The sequence below is a fragment of the Paenarthrobacter sp. 10L420 genome, from assembly GCF_056395385.1.
The window spans coordinates 26,956-45,894 of the sequence record NZ_JBFTJK010000017.1; the positions used below are offsets into that span (position 1 = coordinate 26,956).

The 18,939-nt window shown below is 59.3% G+C and carries 12 protein-coding genes; 4 read left to right on the forward strand and 8 right to left on the reverse strand.

All coding sequences use genetic code 11. From position 1 onward, the window contains the following. Positions 1-62 precede the first annotated feature (62 nt). The 4 genes from AC1DD5_RS20315 to AC1DD5_RS20330 form a co-directional block, all read right to left on the reverse strand. Positions 63-857, reverse strand: a complete 795-nt coding sequence (locus AC1DD5_RS20315) for an SDR family NAD(P)-dependent oxidoreductase (RefSeq protein WP_477522579.1) — start codon at positions 855-857, stop codon at positions 63-65. Positions 858-960: 103 nt separating this feature from the next. Beyond that, positions 961-1,977 (reverse strand): zinc-dependent alcohol dehydrogenase, encoded by a 1,017-nt coding sequence (locus AC1DD5_RS20320; protein WP_416416373.1) that lies wholly within the window; start codon positions 1,975-1,977, stop codon positions 961-963. Positions 1,978-2,008: 31 nt separating this feature from the next. Further along, positions 2,009-4,270 (reverse strand): beta-glucosidase, encoded by a 2,262-nt coding sequence (locus AC1DD5_RS20325; protein ID WP_477522580.1) that lies wholly within the window; start codon positions 4,268-4,270, stop codon positions 2,009-2,011. A 31-nt stretch (positions 4,271-4,301) separates the two neighbouring features. Beyond that, positions 4,302-6,767: a glycoside hydrolase family 2 TIM barrel-domain containing protein gene (locus tag AC1DD5_RS20330; RefSeq protein ID WP_477522581.1), complete on the reverse strand. Its 2,466-nt coding sequence runs from the start codon at positions 6,765-6,767 to the stop codon at positions 4,302-4,304. A gap of 191 nt (positions 6,768-6,958) precedes the next feature. Here AC1DD5_RS20330 and AC1DD5_RS20335 point away from each other — a divergent pair, with 191 nt between their 5' ends. The 3 genes from AC1DD5_RS20335 to AC1DD5_RS20345 all read left to right on the forward strand — a co-directional run bounded on the left by AC1DD5_RS20335 (position 6,959) and on the right by AC1DD5_RS20345 (position 12,239). Next, positions 6,959-8,323: an MFS transporter gene (locus tag AC1DD5_RS20335; protein WP_477522582.1), complete on the forward strand. Its 1,365-nt coding sequence runs from the start codon at positions 6,959-6,961 to the stop codon at positions 8,321-8,323. Between the two features lie 68 nt (positions 8,324-8,391). Further along, positions 8,392-9,564 carry a glycoside hydrolase family 1 protein gene (locus AC1DD5_RS20340; protein ID WP_416416377.1) on the forward strand — a complete coding sequence of 391 codons (1,173 nt, stop codon included), beginning with the start codon at positions 8,392-8,394 and terminating at the stop codon, positions 9,562-9,564. A 38-nt stretch (positions 9,565-9,602) separates the two neighbouring features. Continuing rightward, positions 9,603-12,239, forward strand: a complete 2,637-nt coding sequence (locus AC1DD5_RS20345) for a glycoside hydrolase family 3 N-terminal domain-containing protein (protein ID WP_477522583.1) — start codon at positions 9,603-9,605, stop codon at positions 12,237-12,239. Between the two features lie 242 nt (positions 12,240-12,481). Here the strand turns inward: AC1DD5_RS20345 and AC1DD5_RS20350 are convergent, their stop codons facing one another. Beyond that, positions 12,482-13,444, reverse strand: a complete 963-nt coding sequence (locus AC1DD5_RS20350; protein ID WP_416416379.1) for a LacI family DNA-binding transcriptional regulator — start codon at positions 13,442-13,444, stop codon at positions 12,482-12,484. 563 nt (positions 13,445-14,007) lie between these two features. Here AC1DD5_RS20350 and AC1DD5_RS20355 point away from each other — a divergent pair. Further along, positions 14,008-14,607 (forward strand): GDSL-type esterase/lipase family protein, encoded by a 600-nt coding sequence (locus AC1DD5_RS20355; RefSeq protein WP_477522584.1) that lies wholly within the window; start codon positions 14,008-14,010, stop codon positions 14,605-14,607. Positions 14,608-14,805: 198 nt separating this feature from the next. Here the strand turns inward: AC1DD5_RS20355 and AC1DD5_RS20360 are convergent, their stop codons facing one another. The 3 genes from AC1DD5_RS20360 to AC1DD5_RS20370 are packed head-to-tail and all read right to left on the reverse strand — an operon-like array spanning position 14,806 to position 18,857. Next, positions 14,806-15,477 (reverse strand): response regulator, encoded by a 672-nt coding sequence (locus tag AC1DD5_RS20360; protein ID WP_477522585.1) that lies wholly within the window; start codon positions 15,475-15,477, stop codon positions 14,806-14,808. Continuing rightward, positions 15,474-16,610 (reverse strand): sensor histidine kinase, encoded by a 1,137-nt coding sequence (locus AC1DD5_RS20365; RefSeq protein ID WP_477522586.1) that lies wholly within the window; start codon positions 16,608-16,610, stop codon positions 15,474-15,476. The genes AC1DD5_RS20360 and AC1DD5_RS20365 overlap by 4 nt, the downstream gene beginning before the upstream one ends. Then, entirely contained in the window at positions 16,611-18,857 is a 2,247-nt protein-coding gene (locus tag AC1DD5_RS20370) for an MMPL family transporter (protein ID WP_477522587.1), read from the reverse strand. Positions 18,858-18,939: the final 82 nt, after the last annotated feature.

Genomic DNA, 18,939 nt, shown 5'->3' on the forward strand with positions numbered 1-18,939 from the left:
TTTCAGGTCCATGACACCGCGCGGACGTCCGCAGTTTTTAGTTTTTGGGATTGAGCTTGCCATCACAAAACAGACTTCATCTGACGACCTATGAATTCTGTGGCGATTCGTGAAGATATTCGTGTTGCGGCATCGAGTATCTTGGCGTCTGTTCCCACCAAAACGCGGAAGCTGCCCTTCTCCAGACCTTGGACGATCTTGGTCGCTGTTGCTTCCGGCGTGGTGGATGGTGCTTTTCGGCCCTTTGGGTCAATTGCTTTCACCCCGGAGTTACCACTGATGTCGGTGCTGATGTTTCCCGGGAACACGGTCGTGACAGCTACGTTGGTGCCGCTCAATTCCTGGTAGAGGCCCTCGCTGAACTGTTTCACAGCTGCTTTCGTCGCCCCATAGAAGGTCTGACCGGCGAACGGAAGCAACGCGGAGAGGCTGGAGATGTTCACGATTGCCGCGGCGGGCCTCTCTCTCAGGCCAGGAAGGAACGTCTTGCACATATTTACTGTGCCCCAAAGGTTCACGTTCATGATGCGCTCAAGCTCTTCAAAGGACAGATCGGAGACCGGGACGAAGCGGTGGATGATGCCCGCCACGTTAACGATCCCGTCGACCTCTCCGTGAAAAGCAGTGACATCATCCAGCAGTGTTGCCACAGATGGACGGTCGGTCACATTTGTAACATGCGTACTAAGTCGTTCACTGTCACCATCGAGCGTCAGAGCGCGGGTGTCACCGAGAGCATCAACGTTCACGTCGACGGCGGCAACGGCTGCCCCGTGCTGGAGGAGGCCCAGCACTACCTGGCGGCCTATGCCGTTACCGCCACCCGTGACTACGAACTTCCTACCTTGGATCTGCATATCTTCATTCCTTTGATCGAAGCGAATTGGTGGTTCAGAGCCGTCTGCAGTAGTTCCCAGGCATGCCGCGATACGCTGACCGGCTGCTGTGATGGGAGAACGCCTAGTCGAAGACGACAACGACCTTGTCGGTTGCCCCGGGGGTGGAGGCCAGTTTGAGCGCTTGCTCGACTTCGGCAAAGGGGACAATGTCACTGATGATGTGCCTGTACGTCTGCCAGTCGCTGATCAGCGCATCTGTGACTTCGAAGATTTCCGTGGGATATCCCATTGCCAGCCGGATGTCGGGCTCGCTGGGTAGGATGTCTTGGAAGTCGATTTCGACGGGCTTTTTATGGACACCGACAATGGTCAGAACTCCGCCGTGCTTGATGCCATGTAGCGCAGTGGTGACGACGGGCGCCACCCCTGCCGCGTCGAGATACACATCGGTCGCTGCGCGGGGTGTCTGGCCGTGGATACCGGGGACCTCACCGTGGAGTTCCTTCAGGCGGGCGGTGACGTCCTCTACGGACGAGTTGATCACTGCGTCGGCACCAATGAGAAGAGCCTTTTCCAGCCGGTTGGCAACGACGTCGACGACGACCACGTGCCCAGCACCTTTGAATTTGAACCCGATGGCTGCTCCGAGCCCCACCGGGCCAGCGCCAAATACGACCACCTTTGAGCCTGCCCCGGCTCCGGACCTGTTCACACCGTGGTACGCAACGGCCATCGGCTCATTGAGGGCTGCGACCTCCCAAGGAATGTCGTCGGGAATTACACGGAAATGCACACCGGCTTGAGCGTTGGGGATCCGCACAAATTCACTGAGTGCACCTTGTTGTCCGCCGTTGCCGATGATTCCGTCCTCGTTTGCCATCGGGTTAATGACCACGTGGTCACCCACGACTACGCCCGTTACATTGTCACCCGCTTGGGCTACCTCGCCGGCTGCTTCATGCCCAAGGGACATTGGTGCAGTCAAGTGGGGCAGCCCACCAATGCTGGTATAAAAAGCGTCGGTACCACAGATACCGCAGGCCTTGATGCGAATGATGAGGTCGTTAGGGCCAGCGGTAGGCGTTTCTTCTTCATAGATCTCTACAGTGTTCGGCGCGGGAATTTTGAGGCTTTTCATGAGGTGGGGTTCCGTTCCTGGGTCTTCCATTTCAGGCGGGACGACTGTCGCGCATCACGCGGGCAAGGACCTCAGCTTCGACGGGCAGCCCCGAGATGTGGATGAACTGGGTCATGGTCATGGAGGACATCATGGCGAGGTGTTCCGGAGAAATATCAACACCCGTAAACCCGAGTGCATCGTAAACCTGCGCGCCGACTTGCGGGTGTTCGAACCACTCCCCCAAGGGCGTGTCCATCGTCAGTTCAGTGATGATCTTGTCTCCGGTGAGGGAGATCAATTCGTCGTGCAGAACCGTCGCGGCATCTTGGCAAACTTGGATGCGGTATTCACCGGGTGCAACGACCCAACGACTGTACTGGATGTCCCAGTAGGCGAGGGCTCGCCGTGGAAGATCTATGCTGACGGAGGTTGTTTCCCCCGGTTCGAGGTAGACCTTGGCGAATCCGCGCAGCTCACGGGCAGGGCGACGGACAGGTCCGGCTTCGGTTGCAACATACACCTGAACCACGTGTTTCCCGGCGATGTTGCCAGTATTGGTCACCTGAAGGCTGACAGTGACTTCTTCGTTTGCTGAGACCACCACGTGGGGCGCCGAGCTGGTGAAGGTGGTGTAGGAGAGGCCATGACCAAACGGGTACCTGACCGGGGAGTCGAAAGTAGTGAAGTAGCGGTAACCTACCATTACGCCTTCGCCGTATCGCACGTGCCCCCGTTCGCCAGGAAAGTTCAGGCTGCTTGGGTGATCATTGAGGCGCAGCGGGATGCTTTCTGCGAGATGGCCTGAGGGGTTTGCGAGGCCGAAGAGGATGTCAGCGATCGCATGTCCGCCGCCCTGCCCCAAAAGGAATGCCTCGAGGATGGCGTCGACGTCGTCGTGCCAGCCCTCTAGTGAGACAACCCCACCATTGGATAGGACCACGACGGTCCGTGGTGCGATGGCTGCCACGGACCGGATAAGCTCTACCTGGTTCGCAGGGAGATCCAGGTTCTCGCGATCGATTCCCTCGGATTCCGCCCGTTCATCCAGACCCGCAAAGATGACTGCGACGTCGCAGTCACGGGCGGCGCCCCGTGCTTCATCCAGCAGGCCAGTGTCTTCAGCGCCATCAATCGCGAATCCTCGAGAATAGGCGAGCGATACTCCACGATCCGCAGCGAGCAACTTGATGGCGTCGAGCGGCTGGTCGACCTGGGTGGCGTTGACGTGCGCGCTGCCTCCCCCTTGATAGCGGAGCTTTTCAGCAAATTCGCCGAGGACGGCCAACCGCACGCCCTGCCCTAGGGGCAGGGTCTGTGCGTCGTTCTTGAGCAGCACCGCGCAATCAGCTGCGAGTTCACGGGCAATTTCGTGGTGGGCAGCATAATTGACATCAGTGGGTTCAGTGGGGATGTACTTGACGAGTCCAGCGAGGCGGGCCACGCTGGCGTCCAGTTCGGATTCCTGCAATTCGCCCGAGCGAAGTGCCGCCCGAACATCGTCGTCATGGCCTGCGCTGCCACCTGGCATCTCCAAGTCCAAGCCGGCTCTCAGGCTTTCTACGCGATCGGTGACGGCATTCCAGTCGGAAACGACCACGCCCTCGAAGCCCCATTCGTCTCGCAACAGGCCTGTGAGAAGCCAGGGGTTTGCAGCCGCGAATACTCCGTTTATTTTGTTGTAGGACGCCATGACGGTGGCGGGCTGCGCTTCAGTGACGACGCGTTCAAAGGCGGGCAGATAGATTTCACGGAGCGTGCGCTCATCAACGTCTGCACTGATTGTCTGCCGATTCGTTTCCTGATTGTTGGCAGCGAAGTGTTTGACGGACACTCCGGGGCCTTCTTTCTGCAACCCACGAGTGAATGCAACCGCCAGAGCACCAGTAAGGCAGGGATCCTCCGAGTAGTATTCGAAGTTGCGACCACACAAAGGTGAGCGCTTGATATTGATTCCGGGGCCAAGAACGATGTGCACGCCCTGAGCAAGCGCTTCCTTCCCGATTGCTGAGCCCAGCCGGGCCGCCACCTTTGGATCCCAGCTGGAGCCAATCGCCACCCCTGGCGGGAAGCACGTGGCGGGATCACTATCGTACATAGCCAGGTGGTCGTGGCTTCCTGACTGGTGCCGCAAGCCATAGGTGCCATCGGCTAAGGTCACGGCAGGGAGACCAAGCTCTTCGATGGGTTCGGTTTCCCAAAAGTTTCGCCCCGAAAGCAGGGCGGCTTTCCGTTCAGCAGGAATACCGGCGATGCCTTGCTGCATACCGTCGTCGGTCGTGACGTTTGTCGAAATCGTCGTGTGATTATTCATTGCTTGTACTTTCAAAAGTCGAGGGTTTGCTCTAGCGAGTGAGTGCGTCTGCGACGCGGACGATGGATTCCGCTGCCGCGTCTGCCGGTGTCACCGCTTCGATCACGAGGGTTGCTGAGCCCACGTTTTGGGAGGTGGCCGTGATAGTTATGCGGCCAGCTTTTCCCGTTGAGCGTATGACTGCCAATGCTCGGCCCCGGAACGTGGTGCGCGCTTCTGCGGTGAATTCCTCCTCGGGGGCAGGTGCTGCGGTTCCGAAACCAATTAGTTCACCCGGGCCTGCGACATGCAGAGCCACTTTCTCATCGGCGAGCATCTCGACGATGCCGTTCTGGTCAGTGATCGCGATCTCAGCGAATATGAGATCGTTCCCGTCCGCCGCAATTGAGTGCCCCTCGCTGACCATTCGCAGCCCGAGGTCTCCTTCGGCGCTTCTGAGCATAGAGCGGGAAACCTCGACGCCGTTGCGGTAACCGACGGTAGTAAGAATGCCAGCCTGGTAGGGCACAGTGAATTTGGCGAGGTAGCCGCGGCGGCGCCCTGCACGACGTCGGCCAATACGCTGGCCGTTCAACAACAGGGTCACTTGATCGTCCGTGGAGTACACCTCAACCTCCGCCTTGCGCCCTTCGCACCCCCTCCAGGACCAGCTTTCCACTGCGTCTGTGGTGCGCCACGCCGATCTGACCATGGGGACACCGCTGCGGTCCAAGGGACGGACCCCAATGGCGGGGGCTTCAAGCCGACCCCATGCGGCCTGGGCAAGCCGAAGGGTAATATCCGGCTGCCCTGTGAGGTCGAACATTCCCGGACCGGCGATCAGGTATGGGAATGGTTTGGACAGCCCGGCACGTTTCCCTGGCACCCAGACAGCAACACCTGCCTCACCGAGGTACTCCCATCCGGCCCACACGAAGTCACCAATGACGGCGGAGTGTTCCTGCACCAGGTGCCACGCGCGGGCCACGTCGCCGGGAAGGGTTTCGGATCCAAGGATGACGCGGTCGGGGTAAGCACGGACGTCACGTTTGTAGCGGCCCAGACCGTAGTTGTAGCCGGCCACGTCAACTACCGCGAAGGCGTCTCGGGAGGCCTTGTCTGCACGGGGCAGCCGTGAGACGAGATTCATCATGCGGCCTATCTGGTTAATCATCACGTTAGCCTCCGTGGAACCGGCCATGGATGTTTGACCGTCCGCGGAAGGTGTCTCCTTGTACGGTGACTTATCCATGGATACCAGCGTGTTGAGAAACAGGTTGGTTGCAAGGGTGACGGGGCGGTCCGGATCGATACTGTGGAGGTATTCCGTTATTTCCCGTGTCAAGGCAACGCCTTCAGGCGTTGCAGTCTCCGGGATCTCGTTGCCTGCCGCGTACATGATCACCGACGGACGGTTACGGTCTTTATCGACGAGGCGGTCTGCGTCTTCTTGCCATGTGGTGCGGAATCGCCAGGCGGAATCGTGCTTTGACTTTGAAACGACCCAGTAGTCCGCAAGCTCGTCCAGGACGTACATACCTATTTCGTCGCAGGCATCCAAGAGGTGGCGGGACATGGGATTATGTGCGCTGCGAACCGCGTTGAAGCCTGCATCCTTCAGCAGCCTGATACGCCGGTATTCTGCGGCCCGATGGGTGGCAGCGCCGAGCACCCCGTTGTCGTGATGAATGCACGCGCCCCGCAGCAAGACGGTATTGCCGTTGATCCGCAGCCCGTGACGGGCATCAACGGAGATGGTCCGCAGACCTACCCTTTCGCGCCGTTCGTCCACGACAGTGCCTTCAGACTCCAGCCGAGCATCAAGGTCATAAAGGTACGGCGTATCAGCGGTCCAGGCCTGTGGCTTTTCAACACGCATAACGACCGAACCCGTACTGCCGGTGCCGCTGCCAGTGCCGACCACTTCATCGCCCTGCAGGAGGTCGACCACAACACGGACATCCCGGTTCTCGACGTGAGCAATCTCGTACGCAATTTCCACAATCGCAGCATCGTCAGCAATGGCACGGGTGCGCAACCGTAAACCGTCCCGTGCGAAGTGGACCTCAGGCCGCAGCACAACAGACACGGCACGATACAGACCTGAACCCGGGTACCACCTGCTTGCAGGCTGGGCAGAATTGTCCACTTCGACGACTACTTCATTGCTCTTACCCCATATGACGTGGTCCTGAACAGGCAGCTCAAATTCGGTGTAACCGCTACGAAGCGAGCCCACCGATGTGCCATTCACAAACACGGCAGCCTCCCCTTGGATGCCCTCGAACCGCAGGGCCACGAAAGGAACCGGGTCCTCCGCCAGCCATGTGGTCCTGTAGACGTAATGCCCCCCTGGGAAATAGGCGACGTCTGCGCCGCCCTGTGCATCTGGTTGGCGAGGTTCGCGAATCATCGCGTCGTGGGGCAGCCGAACGGCGGACCATATGTCAGAACCCTGGATGGAAAACTCCCAAACATTCAAATTCTTCGTCTCGGTGGCATGAGATACCACGGTCATCTTTGTCCTTCCGGTGCGCGCTTCATCGTCGCCGCTGGTTTTCTAATGAGGTCAAGAGAACCACATCAATTAACGCGCGTCAATGACCATCGTTACTTCTATTGACACGCGTTAAAACCGCGAGTACGCTCACCATGTTCGCCAGATCACACCTTTTCTCTCATCTGTTACCGGATGCCAATGGAGTCACCATGACAACACAACCTTCACTACCCGACCTCTCCCCGGCGCAGGCGTTGCCTGATGCGGCGGAGGCCGTTGCAGAACATGCACTGCACAGAGATACAGTTCATGGCTCGTCCTCCCTAACGCCCACGCAGGATCCGGAGCCTGAAAATATTCCGCGCGTTGGCGCCGGGTTCATAGCGACGTACATGTTTGCGTACTTCGGGCTGAACCTCGTGATGCTGATGCCAGCACTGTTCAGCCTTGCTTACAAAGTCCAACTCATCGATCCAGCTGGCAAAGACACAAGCCTGGGATTGGTCATCGGTCTGGGTGGCATCATTGGTTTGGTCCTCGGACCTATCGCCGGCGTCCTCAGCGATGGCACGAGACTTGCCTGGGGCAGGAGGCGGCCCTGGATTATCGGAGGGCTTCTTCTGGCAACGGCAGGCGCCCTGGCGGTCGCCGTTGTTCCCACTGTTCCTCTGATGATCGTCGGTTGGTCGATCTGCCAGCTTGCCGTGGCCGTGATCAGTGCCGGATTCAACCCTGTGCTGGCCGAGCGTGTACCTTCCGCCCAGCGGGGCAAGGTCGGGGCGCTCGGCGGTGTGGCCGCCTCGTTCGCAGGTGTCGGGGCCAGCCTCATTGGCAGCTTCCTGACTGGAAATATCATGCTGCTCTTCATGCTCCCCCCGTTGGTGTTCGCCGTCGGAGTGCTGCTCTTTATCTTTGTAATCAGGGACAAACCCGCCCCTGCCGGCACTCCCCGCCTAGCGGTCAGTGATGTCTTCAAGAGCTTCTGGTTCAACCCCCGTGAGCACGCCGACTTCGCTCTGGTTTTCCTCGGAAAGTTCCTCCTCCAATTCGGTTTCAGCTTTTTCAGCACATTTTCCTTCTACTTCCTGCTTGACCGGCTCGGTTTCACTCCCGAACAGGCCGGGCAAAGCCTCGCAGCAGCAGGTGGCATCAGTTTGCTTGCCATGATGGGCTTTGCTGTGTTCGGTGGCTTCCTCTCCGACCGCCTGAAGCGGCGCAAGCCATTCATCTACCTGGCTTCGACACTCATCGCGGCCGGACTCATCACGGTTTCAATTGCGCCTGACATTACGCTCTTCATCGTCGGTGGCGTCCTGCTGTCTGCAGGCACCGGAGCCTTCACTTCGGTAGACCTCGCCATGGCAACAGACGTGCTGCCGGAACCCGAAAAAGCCGGCAAATACATGAGCATCTACTACCTCTCCTCCGGAATTCCCGGCGCCCTGGCGCCCATCATCGCACCAGTCATCATTGCTGTTGGTGGTGGTGGTAACTACCCGGCACTCTTTATTACCGGTGCCATTCTGGCAGTCGGAACCGCAGTCACGACCTGGAGAATCCGAGGCGTACGGTAACTTCCCTACCCGCCCGGATAGCACGGACAAGCACATCACAGTTATAACTACCGCAAGGAGCCACTCAATTGACTCGAAAATTCCCTAACGACTTTCTCTGGGGTGCCGCTACGGCAGCTCACCAGGTGGAGGGGAACAACATCAACAGCGACGCGTGGAAGTTCGAGCACGATGCTGCGGACTACGGCGTGGAATTCAGCGGAGATGCACTCGACAGCTATCACCGGTACGAGGAGGACATGCAGCTTCTGGCGGATGCCGGGTTCAACACCTACCGGTTCAGCATCGAGTGGGCCCGGGTAGAGCCAAGCCGGGGGAAGTTTTCCCGCGCGGAGTTGGCTCATTACCGGCGAATGATTGATACGTGCCTGAGTCTGGGCCTCAAGCCCGTTGTGACACTCCACCACTTCACTCACCCCTTGTGGTTTGATACCGAACGATGGCTCGCGGAAGATGCAGTGGACCTCTTCGCCCGCTACGTAGAGCAGGTCTGCACGATCTTGGACGGCGTCGAGTGGGTTTGCACCATCAATGAGCCGAACGTCGTTGCCATCAACCACGGCATTCAGCTCAGTCTCGCCGCTGGTGAACCCTATGATCCGAACCGAAGCTACCTTCCTAACCCTGCAGTTGGCCAAGCACTCATTGCTGCGCACCGCGTCGCCGCGAAAATAGTCCGCAGCAGAACCACCGCAAAGGTCGGTTGGACCGTAGCGAACCAAGCATTCACGGCGGCTCCGGGCGCTCAGGACAAGCACGCTGAAATCCAGCACATCTTTGAGGACATGTACCTTGAAGCAGCCCGGGGTGATGACTTTATTGGCGTTCAGTCGTACACAAGCCAACCCATCGATGCAAATGGAATCGTCCGTCATCCGGAGCACCAGGACAACACCATCATGGGGTGGGCATACCGCCCGGACGCCCTGGGCATCGCCCTGCGTCACACTCGCGAGATGCTGCCTGACACCCCAATTGTCGTCACCGAGAATGGCATTGCCACTGCCGACGATGAACGACGGATTGCCTACACCACCGAGGCACTAGGCCACCTGCAGGACGTAATCGAAGAAGGGGCCGACATCCGCGGTTACATCCACTGGAGCCTGCTCGACAACTTCGAATGGGGCCGCTGGGCTCCGACGTTTGGTCTTGTTTCCGTCAACCGCGAAACCTTTGAACGCACTCCCAAACCGAGCTTGGCTTTCCTGGGATCTGTGGCAAAAGCGAACGCAATCTAACTCCCAGCAACCACCAATACACCGTGAAAGAGAACGCAATGACTTCCGAAGATCATCCCTACCGAAATCCTGCCCTGCCCGTCGAGGAACGGATACAGGACCTTCTCGGCAGAATGACCCTCGAAGAGAAAGCTGCCCAGACCGCGTCGCCTTTCGGCTCAGCCGTCGACGTGCACAATCCACCGCCCACGGGGTGGGGAAGCGCAACTGCTGCGCTCTCGACACTGGGCCTTCCGCCCCGTGAGGCGGCAGAAAAGGGAAACGAGCTGCAGCGAAAGCACGTGGAAGACACCCGTTTGGGCATCCCCGTGCTGCTTGCCGAGGAAGCACTCATCGGGCTGAAAGTACAGGACGCTACAACCTACCCGGATGCGATTGCCCAAGCCGCTACCTGGGAGCCCGAGCTGATTGAAGAAATGTCACGTGCCATAGGTTTGCAGATGACCCGAATGGGGGTCCGACAGGCTCTCTCCCCTTTGGCGGATGTGGCCCGGGACCCTAGGTGGGGGCGTGTAGAAGAAACCTATGGGGAAGAACCCTATCTCGTAGGTTCCATGGCAACGGCCTTTGTCCGGGGTCTTCAGGACACGACCGATCACGCGCCCGTTATCGCGACATTGAAACACTTCATCGGATACGGCGCCAGCGACGGTGGACGAAACACCGACCCGGCACAAATTGGCCAGAACGAACTTCGGGAAGTGCACGGTGTCCCCTTCGAAATGGCTATCAGGACCGGCGGGGCAAAAGGTGTCATGCCTGCCTACAACACCCTTGACGGCGTTCCTGTCACTGGCTCAAAAAAGTACCTGACGGATCTGCTGCGCACGGACTATGGATTCGACGGACTCATAACGTCCGACTTGAATGCCGTCTCCCAGCTCTACACCAAACATGGCACGGCTGCCAACAACGCCGAAGCGTTCGCGCAGGCTCTTCGGGCGGGCGTAGACCTTGACCTGGACAATGCCGTGAACTCTGACCACATTGCTGAGGCCGTTAGGACCGGAGTGCTGGCAGAGGCAGATCTCGACCGGGCGGTCGCTAGCGTACTGCGCGCAAAATTCCGTCTCGGACTCTTCGAGCAGCCGTATGCAAACCTGGACGAGGTGCCCGAGACCCTTGATACCGACCAGGAACGGGCACTTGCCCGTAAGCTCGCCGAGAAAGCGGTCGTCCTGCTGCAGAATAAGCCCGTCAACGGGACACCCCTGCTCCCCCTTCGCCAAAAGGGCGGCACTATCGCCGTCATTGGGCCCAACGCTGACCGGGCCATGGGACAGCTTGGAAACTATAGCTACCAAGTGCTCGACAGCATGACGAAGCGGTTCGCCCTGGCCGCCGATCCCCAAGCCCGCCTCAACAATTCCGAGGCAGCTGCTGCCGGCGCGGACGGCGCCGAGCTCCTCGTAAAATCGGTGCCGGTTGTAACCTTTCTCGAAGGTATTAGGCGCCGCGCCGGCGCCGATACCAATGTTCTTTATGAACGCGGCTGTCCCGTTGCAGCAGAAGACCGTTCGGGTTTTGACGCTGCAGTCGCTGCAGCACAATCAGCAGACGTGGCTGTGCTGGTGGTCGGCGACCAGGCAGGGATTGGGTCCTACGGCACTGTAGGCGAAGGGCTCGACAGCACCGATTGCGCCCTTCCCGGAGTTCAGCGCGAAATGGTTGAAGCAGTAATTGCTACCGGCACCCCTACGGTCGTCGTGCTCAGCCACGGCCGCCCCTACGCGCTGGGCTGGATGACCCAATCGGTGCCTGCGATTCTCACGTCGTTTTTCGGCGGCGAGGAAGCCGGGAACGCTGTTGCATCCGTGATTTTCGGCGACGTGAATCCGGCCGGACGCTTGCCGATGGCGATGCTTCAGTCAGCCGCCGCCGCACCCCTGCCCTACTGGCGTACCCTCCAGCAGAGTTCCTACTTCGATAGCGCCACCGCGGCGGTGTTCCCCTTCGGACACGGGCTCAGCTACACGGAATTCCGTTACCGGGATCTAGTGGTGTCATCCCAGGAGGTAGCAACGGACTCAACGATCCAGCTCACGTTCACGGTGACGAACGTGGGTGATACTGCGGGAGAAGAAGTCGTACAGGTGTATGGCCGCGACGTCATCGGACGCACGGCCCGGCGCGGCCGGATCCTGGCGGGCTTCCGCCGGATCGCCCTCGTCCCAGGCGCTGCCGCGAAGATCAGCGTCGACGTTCCGGCGAGCATGTTCGCTCTCTGGGACTCCGAAGACGGCTGGGTGGTCGAGCCGGGGATGATCCGCTTCTACGTTGGTGCGTCCTCGGCTAACACCCCCCTGCAAACCAAGGTCATGTTGACTGGGAATGAGCATTTTCCTGGACCGGATCGGGACCTCTTCAGCACGGTGTCGGTGGAGATCGGCGAATACGAGGAATTTGCAGCTCAGATCGCTGCGACCCTCAGTTCAGAGCGCGCGCCGGTGCTCCCCGTGACTGCCGAAAGCACTATCCGAGATTGGCTTGACCACCCAGTCGGCGGGGACTTGTTGCGTGCCATGATGGGCGGTGTGGACGAAGACATGCTTGCCTCGGCGATGGGCATGACTCTAAAGCAGGTGGCGTACTACAGTCAGGGCCAAATTTCGGATTCTGTTGTTGATGATCTGGTCGCCAAGGCCCAGTACGCTTCCGAGCCTGGTTCTGCCTGAACCAGGCCGAACGGGGCGGGCACCTGTTTGTGTATCTTTGCACGATCGGTTCCCGCCCCCGTTTGCGCCCTTGGCGCAGTGGTAGCTGGTTAAAATCGCTACGTTTCTTGGTGCCCCCAGACCGTAGGGCGGCAACCGTCCAAGACCTATTCGGCCGGTGAGTTAGAGGGCTGCTTCTGACGACTTATTCCCACGTGGTCTCATCTTTTCTTGTGGCCCTGACCTATACACCCGCTGGTCCTTTAGCTACCCGTGGTCTCTCCAGGCACGATTTCGAGCCCTCGAAGATACTCATCCATTGCCCCATCCGGGACCTGCAAGTCTTGCCCCGAAACGATATGGCTGATCAGCTCGCGTACGTTTAGCTCCAGGTTCATGTTCACTGACGTGATCGTTGGCGTAGAGGCGCGGGCAATGACAGAGTTATCGACACCGATAACTCCCACAGCGCCGGGAACGCTCAACCCTAGATGGCGGCAAGCCCCCATCATGGCCAGCGCGACCTCATCGTTGTAGCACGCCAGGCCTACTCTGCCTGAGGGCAAAGAGCGCACAGCCTTAACGGCTTCCTCGCTGCTTAAATCGATTTCCAGGGTAGGCAGAACGTCAAGGTTGTGCAGGCGGCAATATTCAAGTACACCGGCTTCGCGATGTGGCGCGTTAATTTGCTCCCGTTTGGAACGCGGCCGTACGGCCACAATCCTCGAATACCCCTGTGCTTGGAGGTGCCCGGCCTGTAGACGGCCAATGGCTTTGTCAGCAGCGATTTGTACAGCCTGGGACTGCCCGATGACTTGGATTCCCTGATCCGTCAGGCGGGATGCTTCTTCGGGGCTCAAATGAGCCATTGCCACGATGGCATGCGGACGAAGACCGACAATCGCATCCTGAAGGGTTTGCTCTGAGGATGAGAGCCGAAGAAGGTTTGTGAGACCCACCTTTGCCAGTCCTTCAGTCAGTAGATCGACGAACTCCCGAACCGGCGGACCAAACGTTATGTCAGGGATAAGCGTAATGACGATGTCACTTCTCCCGCGGGCTAGTGTCCGCCCGGCCAGTGATGGTCGGTAGCCCATGCTCTGCGCTGTCTCCCTTACCCGGGCCACAGTTTCCTCGGTAAACAGATGCTCTCGGCCGTTCAGAATCTGACTCACCGTCGACCGGGAAACACCTGCGCGCAATGCGACATCGGCACTACTTGTCACCAGGGCCCCCTTCCCGTTCTGCTTAGACTTCCAAGCTTAGCGAAGCTTTGACGCGCAACAATCGTCAGCTCCAGAGTACAGGAAGACTCCTTCAAACAAGGCCTGACCCACGCATTGCGCTACGCCTAGGTGGGCTGCGATTTTGCACCCTGCAGTCCGGGCGATCCGCTGTCGTATCAAAGCGATTTCACGTTTGTTACGGGACCAACCGCTGATCCATTGACACGCGTTAACGAACGCGAGAAGCTATCAGTCGAGCAATAGAAGAATGTTCTATGAGATCAACTGCGTCTCGCCGTGGGATCCGCGGACCCCTCGCCAAGTGGGCCATTCCAGAGTGTTGGGATCACGCTAAGGATCCGTCACTGCAGCTCCTGTCGAACCTATTTTGGAGGCCTGTTGCCTGTCTTTTCAAAAGCTCCATGCGGGACAAAGGACCCGAAAACGTGGACTGCTCCCGTAGCCAGCCCCGCTCCGATCCAGGAAGCGACGTCGTGAACGGCTGGATGGCGGGTGCGAAACGTATCCTAGCCGGCCGGGTAAGTTCCATCTTCGACCCTTTAATGCGTCCCCAACAGGAGCATCGCCGCACGCAATTTGCTGCGCTCGGAGTCGAGCCAGGCCGTGTTGTCTTCCTGGGCGACAGCATCAGTGAGGGCGGATTGTGGGAGGAGTGGTTTCCGAGCGTACAGGTTCTGAATAGAGGCATTGGTGGTGAAACGTCGGCTCAGGTCTTGGATCGGTTGGACACTGCGATCAACGAACCACGTGCCGTCTTTCTCCTCATTGGCACTAATGACCTCACGCGGGGTTTGACGACCGATGTGATCGTGCGCAATGTCCGGGACATCCTTCAAGGCATTCGTGAGCGTTCCCCGGAATGTGTCGTCTTCGTGCAAAGTGTAATGCCGCGGACAGCATCCCGGCGAGAAGAGCTTCTGGAACTCAACCAAAGGCTGGAAGCGCTGTGCGGGGCTGCCACGCCGAGTTGTCGCTTCATTGATCTCTGGCAGGTGTTGGCAACCGATGCGGGAACGCTCAATCCAGGGTTCTCCAAGGACAACCTCCACCTCAACGGAGAGGGCTATCGAGCATGGGTCAACCTCATCCGCCCACTTGTCCTTGAGGCGTCAAGTAGGTCCTCCCCCAGACTCACTTACTAGGCGCTCCGCCGCGGCTAAGGCAGTATCGCCCTCCCCTGCCAAGTAACGGGTGCCAGACAAACGACAGAACGCCTGCAGTCGCTCACAGGTCGTGAGCGGGTGCCGGCGTTCTGCTGTAGTGAAGCTCTGAAGTGGTCCGCAGAGGATGGTTCGAAGTGACGCCGGACAGACGCTGCGTATGGTCCGTCCCGACCGCTCTCATATGCCTCTGGCTATGCCCGTTTTATAGGCTACTGCCACCAATTGTCCTCGGTCCCTGGCACCGAGTTTAGCCATCGCCCTGTTCAGGTGGGTCTTCACCGTCAAGGGGGAAATATGGAGTGCTCGGGCAATCGCGATGTTGTCCATTCCGGTTGCGGCGGCCGCCACCATGTCCAGCTCCCTCGGCGTTAGTTCTTTGATCGATGCGACAAGGTGAGGATCGGGAGTTTGCTTCGGGGCGCTGGCAGAGGCTGAAATGTGGCGAACAGCAGCGCCCGCCGCTGTTGCCGACAGTGTGGTGATCCCGGACGCCGCCCGCTCTACCGCTTCAACCAGTTCATCAGGGCTTGCCGCTTTGCCCAGGAAGCCTGATGCGCCAGCCTCGAGAGCAGCTATCACGTCCCTGTCGCCGTCGAAGGTCGTCAATACGAGAACGCTGATGCCCGCCAGCTCGGCATCTGCGCGGATGTCCCTGGTCGCTGCGATTCCGTCCACAACGGGCATGCGAAGATCCATGAGAACCACATCGGGCCGAAGTGCCCTCGCCATGCGAACGCCGTCCTGGCCATTCCCGGCCTCCCCGAGAATGCGGATGCCTGAGTTTTCGAGAATCCCCCTCAGCCCGGCCCTGATCATGGACTGGTCATCGACGATAATTGCCGTGGTCATTGTTTCTCCCTACCTGATTTGATCGGCAGCGTGACGTGGACACGGAACGTTTCGTCGTGGTCGTCCAACCGGAGTTCGCCGCCGGCCGACTCCACTCTTTCCCGCATGCCTATGAGTCCATGGCCGCTACGCGTGGACTCCTTTGTGCGGGTGTACCCGTTGGTGATGCTCAGAGACACGGAACGAGCTTGCGCTTCAAGCACAAGTCGGGCACGGCCGTCGCCGTAGCGGTGTGCATTAGTGAGGGCTTCCTGCACCACGCGGTACAACGCTGCTTCCGTTGCCGCGTCCAAGCCCGGTAGCTCATCAAGATGGCTATCGATCTCCAAGCCCAGTTCTTTGCCGGATTCGAGCAGCGCCGGAATGCCTTCAACCGTAGGCATCGGACCAATGTCATCGAGTTGACCGGGCGAACGAAGTATCAGGAGAATGTCCTGCAACTCTTGAAGCACGGCCCTGCTCGCCATTCTCACCTGCTCAAGCGATTCGATGGCCCGATGGCTGTCAATTCTCATCGCCTTCTCCGCGGCGCCGGCGTGGACGTTGATGACGGCTATATTGTGCGCCACTGCGTCGTGCAGGTCCCTGGCGATACGAATCCTTTCCTCACCAAGGGTCCTCTGAATTTCGCTGTCTTTCGCCTCCGCCGTGACACGGACCATCTCGTGCAGTGCAGCAATGGTTGCTTTCTGAGAGCGAAGGGCATAACCGGCAGACGCCGCGGCCGCTGTCCAAAGTGGCAGGCCGAACGACAAAGGCTCGAACGCCAGCAGATGCAGAGCGACAAGACCTGCTACATAGAGAGTTGACGCATGGATAATCGGCAAAGCCACCGAAATAGCACCTTGCCGACGAAGCGTTAGCGAAAAAATGCAGACTTGCGCAACTACCCAGACCGGTACTGCAGACTCAGGCAGAACCGCGGCAAGACCGCTTCCCCCGATGGCAGCCACGGTCGCAGCAGCGGGCATTCTTCGCCGGGCGAGGGCGGCAATGACCATAATGGCCATCACCGCCAGCCCCTCAAACTTGCCGGTGGTCAGCGCGGTGGACAGCTCCGAAACGAGGGCGGCTACGACCGCAACGTCCAGGGCAATCTCCCACCGGGAACCCGGCTGAAGGGCGTGACTCACCTAGCCTCGACTTCCCGACAGCACGTCATCCTTGGTCTCCGGGGCGGTCTCGCCTAGCTTCAGAAGGCCCCCTCGCTGCTTAGTTTCGTCCAGCGCGTGGCCCTCGACGTCCACAGCGGGCAGGCGCCGCTTGAGGAATTCCGGCAGCCACCATGCAGCGTCACCCAGAAGTGCCAGCGCAGCGGGCACAATGATCATTCGTACGATGAACGCATCGGCCAGGACGCCGACGGCAAGTCCCAAGGCGATCGAGCCGACCAGCGATGAATTGCTGAGCGCGAAGCCACCGAAAACTGCAGCCATAATGGCTGCCGCTGCGACCACAATCATCGCTGATTTCGAGAAGCCGCTGACGATCGCCTCCCGGGGGCTGAGCCCCTTGTTATAGGCCTCGTGAATCCGCGATACAAGGAACACTTGATAGTCCATCGCGAGGCCGAACAAAATACCGGTGACTATGATCGGCAACAGGCTCAAGAGAGGGTTCCCCTGGGGCGCATTCACCACCGCATCCAGCCAGCCCCATTGGAAGACTGCTGTCGTAGCGCCCAGCCCTGCCCCAAGCGAGAGCAAGAAACCTGCAGTGGCGACAACGGGAACCAGCAATGAACGGAACAGAATGACCATCAGGATCAGCGAGAGCCCGACGATCAGGGCTACGTACAGCCCGAGCGCCTGCCGGAGTTGGGCGTCTGAGTCCAGACCAATGGCGGTAGCTCCGGTTACAGATAGCATGATTCCGGGAAGGCCCTGCCCTTTGGACCGGATGTCCTTCACGAGTTCAGTCGTCCGCTCGTCAAGGGCACCGCTTTTGGCGATCACGGACACAATTGCGGCGTCCCCGCTGGACGAGGTCCCGGCAGGCAGGACTGCCGCCACGTTGTTGAGACGGCCCAGAAACTCCTGCACCTCGGGCATCTTTGTCTCCACGCGGCCGTTGGCCGACTCGACAAGGACGACAAGAGGATCCTGAGCACCGGCCCCGAATTTGTCGCTGACCATCTGGTAGGCCGCCCGCTGGGTTGATTTCGGATCTTCTCCTCCGGGCACAGCCAGAGTTGTCTTCATGGATAGCAGCGGGATTGCGACAACTGCCAGCACAAGGGCACCCCCGCACAGGGATAGAAGGCGTCGACGAACGACAAGCCGCGCCCAGCCAACGAGGAATCCCTTCCCGCTACGGGAAGTACCCTGCGCGGTTGAATTCACGCGCTGCTGCCGTTCACGCTTAGGCAGAGCCCGGCGGCCCATGAACGCCATCAGAGCAGGCAACAGCGTCAGGGACATCAGGACAGCTACTGCCACGGCGAAAGCTGCTGCAACACCCATCTCGGCGATGAAGGGTATGCCGACGACTGACAAGCCAGCCAATGCGATTATCACCGTCGCTCCGGCGAACACCACCGACGACCCTGCGGTTCCGGTGGCCCTGCCGATAGCAACCTCAACCTCATACCCGTCCCGTAGTTCGGAACGAAAGCGAGCAAGAATGAACAAGCAGTAGTCAATGCCAACGGCCAGTCCCAGCATGACGGCGAGGATGGGCGTGACGCTTCCGATGGGGCTCAGAGCAGAGAACGCGAGAATGCCAAGAATACCTGTCGCCACGCCAACCAATGCACTGAGCATGTTGGCTCCGGCCGCCACAAGGGAACCGAAGGTAAGTACCAGGACTACAAACGCCAGTCCTGCACCGACAATTTCAGACGGACCAAGTATCTCGGGCACTCCGGGAGCGAGGGATCCGCCCACTTCTGCGGTCAACCCGTCTTCGCGGAGTGAACTGGCTACGTCCTCGACGCGTTCCTGGATGGCTTCGCGATCAATCTCGGAAATGCCCGAGAGGGTGAGCTGCACGACCGCTGTGCTTCTGTCAGCGGAGATATACGGGTGCTGAGGATCCAGTGGATCCACAACCCTCTCGATGTTGGGCAAGACGCGAAGGTGTTGGATGGCCTGACCCATTTTGGAGCTCGGGGCCGGTGCGGTGATCAGTTCACCTAACGGTGCCTGTACGACCAACTGAAGGCTTCCGGAGCCCTGTTGTGGGTCGGTCGGAAAATGCTGTTTCAGCAGATTCATGGCCTTGCTGGATTCGGTACCAGGGACATCGAAAGTACCTTCGCTGAACTTCATGCCGCCTAAGGCGACCGTCCCTACGCCGACTAGTACCGCCAACCAGGCAGCGATCGTCGCGATCCGGTGGCGGCCTGCCAGCCTTCCTATTCGGGCGAGAAACAAAGCCATGGTGTCCTAACTGTGGAGAATGAAATTGGTCCGAAACGAACCGCTGCTTCCAATACTCACCATTCGGTCAGGTCTGGACATC